The 8206-nt window shown below is 72.3% G+C and carries 10 protein-coding genes; all 10 read left to right on the top strand.

Annotated features, from left to right (window positions below; translation table 11 throughout):
- Positions 1–380, top strand: a 380-nt coding sequence (locus DW296_RS08795) for a response regulator transcription factor (RefSeq protein ID WP_136051916.1), incomplete at its 5' end; no start/stop codon positions are given.
- 73 nt (positions 381–453) lie between these two features.
- Positions 454–657: a cold-shock protein gene (locus DW296_RS08790; RefSeq protein ID WP_025104028.1), complete on the top strand. Its 204-nt coding sequence runs from the start codon at positions 454–456 to the stop codon at positions 655–657.
- 233 nt (positions 658–890) lie between these two features.
- Positions 891–1916, top strand: coding sequence for an iron-siderophore ABC transporter substrate-binding protein (locus DW296_RS08785; RefSeq protein WP_136051915.1), 1026 nt, complete (start codon positions 891–893; stop codon positions 1914–1916).
- A gap of 32 nt (positions 1917–1948) precedes the next feature.
- A complete protein-coding gene (locus DW296_RS08780) occupies positions 1949–2992 on the top strand; it encodes a FecCD family ABC transporter permease (RefSeq protein WP_136051914.1) in 1044 nt (347 codons plus the stop codon).
- Positions 2989–4062: a FecCD family ABC transporter permease gene (locus DW296_RS08775; RefSeq protein WP_205807912.1), complete on the top strand. Its 1074-nt coding sequence runs from the start codon at positions 2989–2991 to the stop codon at positions 4060–4062. Before DW296_RS08780 ends, DW296_RS08775 begins: the two co-directional genes overlap by 4 nt.
- Positions 4059–4859, top strand: a complete 801-nt coding sequence (locus DW296_RS08770; protein ID WP_136051913.1) for an ABC transporter ATP-binding protein — start codon at positions 4059–4061, stop codon at positions 4857–4859. The genes DW296_RS08775 and DW296_RS08770 overlap by 4 nt, the downstream gene beginning before the upstream one ends.
- Entirely contained in the window at positions 4849–5805 is a 957-nt protein-coding gene (locus tag DW296_RS08765) for a siderophore-interacting protein (protein WP_136051912.1), read from the top strand. Before DW296_RS08770 ends, DW296_RS08765 begins: the two co-directional genes overlap by 11 nt.
- Position 5806: 1 nt before the next feature.
- The gene (locus DW296_RS08760; RefSeq protein WP_136051911.1) at positions 5807–6646 is read left to right on the top strand and encodes an ABC transporter ATP-binding protein; all 840 of its coding nucleotides are present in this window, start codon (positions 5807–5809) and stop codon (positions 6644–6646) included.
- A gap of 25 nt (positions 6647–6671) precedes the next feature.
- Complete coding sequence (locus tag DW296_RS08755; protein ID WP_136051910.1) at positions 6672–7703, top strand: ABC transporter substrate-binding protein; 1032 nt, start codon at positions 6672–6674, stop codon at positions 7701–7703.
- A 65-nt stretch (positions 7704–7768) separates the two neighbouring features.
- Positions 7769–8206 (top strand): iron chelate uptake ABC transporter family permease subunit (locus DW296_RS08750; RefSeq protein ID WP_168429002.1); only part of this gene is annotated, 438 nt, incomplete at its 3' end.

Genomic DNA, 8206 nt, shown 5'->3' with positions numbered 1-8206 from the left:
TGCACGTCGCCGCCGGGGAGCGCGCGGAGGCCGCTGCTCTGCTCGCCGCGGCGACGACCACCGCGGAGGGGCTCGGTCATGTGCCGCTGCAGCAGACCCTGGCGCGGTTCGGCGAGGCGGCCGGGCTGCGGTCGTCCGGACCCCGCGAGGTCGCCGACTCGGAGCAGCTGACGGCCAGAGAGCGGCAGGTGCTCGCCCTCATCGCGGAGGGACTGAGCAACCGCCAGATCGGGGAGCGCCTGTTCATCAGCGTGAAGACCGTCAGCGTCCACGTCTCGGCGGTGCTGCGGAAGCTCGGCGTGAGCACCCGCACCGAGGCGGCGCTCGCCCATCGCACGGCCGGAGAAGGGGCGCCCCGTCAGTCCGCCGTGGTAGCGTGACCGAGCACGCATGTCGGATCATCGGCATGGTGCAGGCCGCGTGAGCGGCCGGTCAACAGAAAGTAGAAAACACATGGCCACTGGCACTGTGAAATGGTTCAACGCAGAGAAGGGCTTCGGCTTCATCGCTCCCGATGACGGCACCGAAGACCTCTTCGCCCACTACTCGGCTATCGCCGGCTCCGGTTTCAAGGAGCTCCGCGAGAACCAGAAGGTCGAATTCGACGCTGAGCGTGGCCCCAAGGGCATGCAGGCGGCGAACATCCGCGCTCTCTGAGCGTGCGCTGACTTCCTGAAGCCGGCCGGATCCGTACGGGTCCGGCCGGCTTTTCGCTGCCCCGGCACTTTCGAATCGCTCACTTTGCGGCATCCGGGCGCCGGATGGGGCAAAGTGAGCGATTCGAAACGGGAGTGAGGGCGCCCTAACCTCCGTGTTAGATTAGGCGAGGCTTACCAAAGGCCGGACGCTTTCGCGTCGACACCCCATCTCCCATCCCGAAGGGAACGCCTGTGCGCACCTCTCGACTCCTCGCCCTCGGCGCGGCCGCCGCGCTCGCCGTGACGCTCTCCGCCTGCTCGTCCTCCGCGCCGGAGTCGACCGCGACCACCGGCGGCAACCCGGCCTCCGACGACGCGTTCCCCGTGACCATCGAGCACGTCTACGGCGAGACGACCATCGACGAGAAGCCCGAGCGCGTGGCGACGATCGCGTGGGCGAACCACGAGGTGCCCCTGGCCCTCGGCATCGTCCCGGTCGGCATGAGCAAGGCCACCTGGGGCGACGACGACGACAACGGCATCCTCCCCTGGGTCGAGGAGAAGCTCGACGAGCTCGGCGGCGAGACCCCGGTGCTCTTCGACGAGACCGACGGCATCGACTACGAGGCCGTGGCCGACACCGCTCCCGACGTGATCCTCGCCGCCTACTCCGGCCTCACGCAGGAGGAGTACGACACGCTCTCCAAGATCGCCCCGGTCGTCGCCTACCCCGACGTCGCGTGGGGCACGTCCGTCGACGACATGGTCGAGATGAACGCCAAGGCCCTGGGGCTCGAGGCCGAGGGCGAGGCCCTGATCGAGGACCTGCACTCCGACGCCGACGCCGCCCTCGCGGCCAACAGCGCGCTGGAGGGCAAGAAGGTGCTCTTCGCCTACTTCGACCCGAGCGACCTCAGCCAGATCGGCTACTACACCGCGGCCGACACGCGCCCCGGCTACCTGCACGACCTCGGCCTGCCGCTCCCCGCGGTCGTGGAGGAGAACGAGGACAGCGACCAGTTCTACCTGCAGGTGAGCGCCGAAGAGGCGCAGAAGTTCGACGACGTGGACGTGCTGGTGACCTACGGCGACGACTCCACCCTGGCCACGCTGCAGGCCGACCCGCTGCTGTCGAAGATCCCGGCCATCGCGGAGGGCCGCGTCGCGATCCTCCCGGACGCCACCCCCATCGCCGCCTCGGCGAACCCGTCGGCGCTGTCGATCCCGTGGGGTCTCGAGGACTACCTGGCCATCCTCGCCGCGCCGCTCGCGAAGTAAGCTCCGCGTCCGCCCCCCAGCGGAGAGTCGTCGTGATCTCAGCACCCGTCCTCGCGTCGGACGCCGCCACCCTGCGGCGTCCGACCGTGGTGCGCACCCTCTGGCTGCTCGCCGGGGTCGGAGTGATCCTCGTGCTCGTCGTGCTCTCGGTGTCGTTCGGGGTGCGGGCGGTCACCCTCGACGACATCCTCGCGGCGCTCTCCGGCCAGACCGACACGATCGCCCAGGCCGCGGTCGTCAAGCGCATCCCCCGCACGGTGCTCGCGCTCCTCGTGGGGGCGGCCCTCGCCCTCGCCGGGGCGACCATGCAGGCCGTCACGCGCAACCCCGTCGCCGACCCCGGGATCCTGGGGGTCTCCAACGGCGCCTCCTTCGCGGTCGTCCTCGGCATCGCGTTCTTCGGGCTCAGCAATCCCTACGGGCAGATGGCCTTCGCGATCGTCGGCGCCGCGGCCGCCGCCGTCTTCGTGTACACCGTCGGCTCCCTCGGCCGTGGCGGGGCCACGCCGCTCAAGCTGGCCCTCGCGGGGGCGGCGACCTCCGCCGCGTTCGCCTCGCTCATCAGCGCGGTCATGCTGCCGCGGGTCGACCTGCTGCAGACGTTCCAGTCGTGGCAGATCGGCGGCGTCGGCGGGGCGGAGTGGCCGCGGATCGCGATCACCGCGCCGGTCCTCGCGGTCGGCGCCCTCATCTGCTTCCTGTGCGCACGGGGCATGAACTCCCTCGCCCTCGGCGACGACATGGCCAAGGGTCTCGGGGAGCACGTGCTGCGCACCCGGATGGTGTCGGCCCTGGGCGCGGTCATCCTCGCCGGCGCGGCGACGGCCATCGCAGGGCCGATCGGGTTCGTCGGGCTCATCGTCCCGCACATGTGCCGGATGCTCGTGGGCACAGACCACCGCTGGCTGCTGCCCTTCTCGGCCCTCGCCGGCGCCGCGCTGCTCACCGCGAGCGACATCGTCGGACGCGTGATCTCGCCGTCCTCCGAGGAGATCCAGGTCGGCATCATCACCGCGATCATCGGGGCGCCGTTCTTCATCTGGATCGTCCGCCGACAGAAGGTGCGGGAGCTGTGAGCACGACCGAACACACCCTCGTCCGCGGCAACGAGTCCGCCGCCGCCCGCACCGCGCGCATCATCGCCGGCCGCCGGGCACGCCACCGCCGTCACGCGGTGGTCACCCTCGCGCTCGGGGTCGTCGTGGTCGTGCTGTTCACGGTGGCGCTCATGGTCGGCAACACGTTCTACCCGCTCGACGAGGTCATCCGCGTGATCCTCGGTGAGACGGTGCCCGGCGCCTCGTTCACGGTCGGCGACCTGCGGCTCCCCCGTGCGGTCCTCGCGATCCTCACGGGCCTCGCGTTCGGCATGGCGGGCGTCACCTTCCAGACCATGCTGCGCAATCCGCTCGCCTCGCCGGACATCATCGGCATCTCGAACGGCGCCGGCGCCGCCGCGGTGTTCGGCATCGTCGTGCTCTCGCTCAACGGCCCGGCCGTCTCGCTCCTCGCGCTCGTCGGCGCCCTCGTGACGGCGCTGGCGATCTACCTCCTCGCCATCAAGGGCGGCTTCGCGGGCACCCGCCTCATCCTCATCGGGATCGGCGTCGCGGCGATGCTGCAGAGCATCATCTCCTACCTGCTGTCCCGGGCCGCGAACTGGGACATCCAGACCGCGATGCAGTGGCTCACCGGCAGCCTCAACAACGCGTCCTGGGAGCGGGTGCTGCCGATGGCGATCGCCGCCGCGATCCTCGTGCCGCTGCTGCTCTCGCAGGGGCGGGCGCTGGGCACGCTCCAGCTCGGCGACGACTCCGCCGCGGGGCTCGGCGTGCGGGTCACCGCCACGCGCCTCGTCTTCATCCTCGGCGCCGTGGCCCTCCTCGCCTTCGCGACCGCCGCCACCGGGCCGATCGCGTTCGTCGCGTTCATGGCCGGACCCATCGCCGCGCGGCTCACCGGTCCCGGCGCCACGCTGCTGCTGCCCAGCGGCCTCGTCGGGGCGGTGCTCGTGCTCGGCGGCGACCTCATCGCCCAGTTCGCGCTCGGCGCGCGCTACCCGGTCGGCGTGGTCACCGGCGTCGTCGGCGCGCCGTACCTCATCTATCTGCTCATCCGCACCAACCGCACCGGAGGCTCGCTGTGACCGCCGCCCACCGCCTGTCCGCCGAGGGGGTCACCCTCTCGTACGGCGACCGCACCGTGGTCGAGGGCCTCGACCTGCAGATCGCGCCGGGGAAGATCACCACGATCGTCGGCGCGAACGGCTGCGGCAAATCGACGCTGCTGCGCGCCCTCGCCCGCCTGCTGTCCCCGGGGGACGGGGAGGTCGTGCTCGACGGGAAGTCGATCCACGCCCGGCCCACGAAGGAGGTCGCGCGCATCCTCGGCCTCCTGCCCCAGTCGCCCGTGGCCCCCGAGGGCATCGCCGTCGCCGACCTCGTCGGTCGCGGGCGTCACCCCCACCAGCGGGCCCTGTCGCGGTGGAGTGCGCACGACTACGAGGTCGTCGCCGACGCCCTGGACGCGACCGGCATCAGCGACCTCGCCGACCGCAGCGTGGACGAGCTCTCCGGCGGCCAGCGGCAGCGGGTCTGGATCGCGATGGCCCTCGCGCAGGAGACCGACATCCTGCTGCTGGACGAGCCGACGACCTTCCTCGACGTCGCCCACCAGGTCGAGGTGCTCGACCTGCTCACCGACCTCAGCGTCGCTCGCGGCACCACGATCGTCATGGTGCTGCATGACCTCAACCTCGCCGCGCGCTACGCCGACGAGCTGGTCGCCATGAAGGACGGCCGCGTGCACGCGATCGGCGCCCCGCAGGAGATCGTCACCGCCGAACTCGTGCAGGAGGTCTTCGGCCTCCCCAACCAGATCACCATCGACCCGGTCTCCGGCAAGCCGATGGTCACCCCCATCGGAAGGCATCATGTCCGCTGAATCCACCACGACCGAGCGTCCGACCTACATCCTCACCCGCGCCGAGGTGCGCGCCGTCTCCCGCGTCTCCCCGTCGTTCGTGCGGGTGACCCTCGGCGGCGAGGAGCTCAGCGAGCTGGGCACGCCAGGGGAGGTGTACGACAGCCGGGTGAAGCTCGTCTTCCCGCCCGCGTCCGGCGTGCTCGCCGAGATCGACCGGTCGACGTACGACTGGTGGGGTTCGTACCTGTCCGTCCCGGAGGAGGAGCGCGGCTCGATGCGCACCTACTCCGTCCGGGACCTGCGGGTCGCCGCCGACGGCCGCACCGAGGTCGACATCGACTTCGTGCTGCACCTGGAGCCCGGGCTCACCGGTCCGGCCTCTCGGTGGGCGAGCACGGCCGCGGTGGGTCAGGAGCTGTGGCTGGTCGGCCCACGTCGGGGCGTCGTGGCGCACGGCGGAGCGGAGTACGCCCCCGGGACGGCGACTTCGGTGGTCCTCGTCGGGGATGAGACCGCGGCCCCCGCCATCGCCCGCATCCTGGAGGACGCCCCGCGCGACCTGCGCGGCACGGCGTTCATCGAGGTGCCGTCGCCCGCCGACGTGCTCGCGATCGACGCGCCGGCCGGGGTGGACGTGCACTGGCTGCCGCGCGATGCCGGCGAGCCGCACGGCCTCCGCCTCATCCCCGCGGTGCTCGAGCACCTGGGCGACGACGATGCCGGGGACGAGATCCGCGTCACCGACATCGAGGGGGAGGACCTCCTCTGGGAGACCCCCGAATACTCGGGGCTGGGGGAGGAGATCGCCCCGGAGGACGACCCTGCCGGCCGCTACTTCTGGATCGCGGGCGAGAGCGGTATCGTGACGACGCTGCGTCGGCACCTCGTGAAGGACCTCGGGATCGACCGCGCGCAGGTCGCGTTCATGGGCTACTGGCGCCGCGGCGTCGCGATGCGGGGCTGAGATGACCGAGGCCATCGATCGCCACAGCCTGGAGGGGGAGTCCCTCGTCCTCGGCTACGGCCGCACCCGGGTCGTGCATGACGTCTCCCTGCGCCTCGCGCCGGGCCGGGTGACCGCCCTGATCGGTCCGAACGGCAGCGGCAAGTCGACCGTCCTCCGCGCCCTCGCGCGGCTGCACCGTATCGATGCGGGGACCGTGCGCGTCGGCGGCGCAGAGTCGCGCGATGCCGCCGCGCTGTCCGCCAAGGAGTTCGCGAAGACCGTCGCGATGCTGTCGCAGTCCCGGCCGCACCCCTCCGGGATCGAGGTCTCCGACGTCGTCGCCTACGGCCGGCACCCACACCGCGGACGCTTCTCCGGCGTGAGCGACGCCGACCGTGCGGCCGTGGCGCGCGCCCTCGCCCTCACCGGCCTGTCCGCCATGGCCGCCCGTCCGGTCGACCAGCTCTCCGGCGGCGAGCTGCAGCGCGTCTGGCTGGCGACCGCGCTCGCGCAGGGCACCGGGGTGCTGCTGCTCGACGAGCCGACCAACCACCTCGACCTGCGCTACCAGGTGGAGACCCTCGATCTGGTGCGGGAGCTCGCCGACGACCACGGCACCGCGCTCGGCGTCGTGCTGCATGACCTCGACCACGCCGCCTCGGTCGCCGACGACGTCGTGCTGATGCACCGCGGCCGGGTGCACGCGGCGGGGGCGCCCGCCGAGGTACTCACCGGCGAGAACCTGTCGCACGTGTACGGCCTGCGCATCGACACCGCCCTCGACGAGGAGACCGGCCTGGTGCGGGTGCGTCCGCGCGGCCGCCACCACGGTCGCCTCCGCGCCCCCTCCGCCTCCTGATCCCGACACCCTGAAGGAACCACCGATGAAGAAGACCCCCCTCGCCGTGCTCGCCCTCGGCGGCGCCCTCACCCTCGCGCTCGCCGGCTGCGGCACCACGCAGACGCCGTCCGCCGAGGGGTCCGACGCCCCGACCTCGACGAGCGCGGGCTGCACGGACGACACCACGAGCACCTCGACCGGGGCGGTCTCCGTCACCGACGACCTCGGCCGCACGGTCGAGCTCGACAAGCCGGCCGCGCGCATCGCGGTGCTCGAGTGGCAGCAGATCGAGGACGCGCTGTCGCTGTGCGTGACGCCGGTCGCGGTGGCCGACGCCGAGGGCTACAGCACCTGGGTCACCGCCGAGAAGCTGCCGGAGGGCGTCGTGGACGTGGGCACCCGCCAGGAGCCGAATCTGGAGACGCTGTTCGGCACCGATCCCGACCTCGTGATCGTCGAGGTCAATGCCGCGGACGACCCCATCGTCGCGCAGCTCGAGGCCTACGACGTGCCCGTGCTCGCGACGATCGGCGCCGATGCGAAGGACCCGATCGCCAAGATGCTGAACACCTTCGACCTCATCGCCCAGGCCACCGGCCGCGAGGAGCGGGCCGACGTCGTCACCGAGGAGTTCCAGGACCACCTCGACACCGCGAAGGCCGAGCTCGCCGACCGCGACCTCGCCACGACCGACTTCGTGTTCTTCGACGGCTGGGTCGACGGCGGCAACGTGGCGCTGCGTCCGTTCGGCCAGGGCTCGCTCGTCGGCGAGGTGGGCGAGGAGCTCGGGCTGACGAACGCCTGGACCGGCGAGGTCGACCCCGTGTACGGCCTCGGGCAGACCGATGTCGAGGGCATGACCACGGTCGGCGACGCGAACCTGTTCTACACCGGCACCGCGGACCCGGATTCGGAGAGCTTCGTCGACGCCCTCGCGGACAACCCCGCCTGGACCTCCCTCCCCGCGGTGGCGGAGGACCGCCTGACCGCGTTCCCGGCCGGCATCTGGACCTTCGGCGGCCCGCGCTCGACCGCGCAGATCATCGACGGCTACCTCGAGGTGCTCTCGAAGTGACGGAGACCCTCCGCCTCGACGACACGACGGCGACCGCGGAGCCCGACGCCCCGTCCGCCGTCCCCGTGGAGGCGGAGGCTCGGAAGCCCGCGGTGTGGACGGGCGTCGGCGTGCTCGTCGCTCTCGCCGTCGTGCTGGTCGCGGTCGCCTGCTGGCACCTCACCCAGGGCACGAGCGGCGCGGTGTTCGCCGACACCGACGTCCTCTGGGGCTCGCGGGTGCCGCGGCTCGCCGCCGGTGTCGCGGTGGGCGTGGCCCTCGGGGTCGCCGGCATCCTGCTGCAGTCCCTCGCCCGCAATGCCCTTGCGTCGCCGGACACGCTGGGCGTGACCGCCGGGGCCTACCTCGCCGTCACGGCGCTCGCCGCGTTCGGGATCGCCGTGCCGGTGTGGGCCTCCGGCGCGGTGGCGTTCGCGGGCGGCATCGTCGCCGCGGGCATCGTGCTCGGACTCGCCGGCGGGGCGGGGGGGGCCCCCCCCCCCCCCGCGCCCCCGGAGCCGAGG

The organism is Microbacterium sp. K36, assembly GCF_004794355.1.
Taxonomy (GTDB): Bacteria; Actinomycetota; Actinomycetes; order Actinomycetales; family Microbacteriaceae; genus Microbacterium; species Microbacterium paraoxydans_D.
This window is presented reverse-complemented; position numbering and strand designations above follow the sequence as displayed.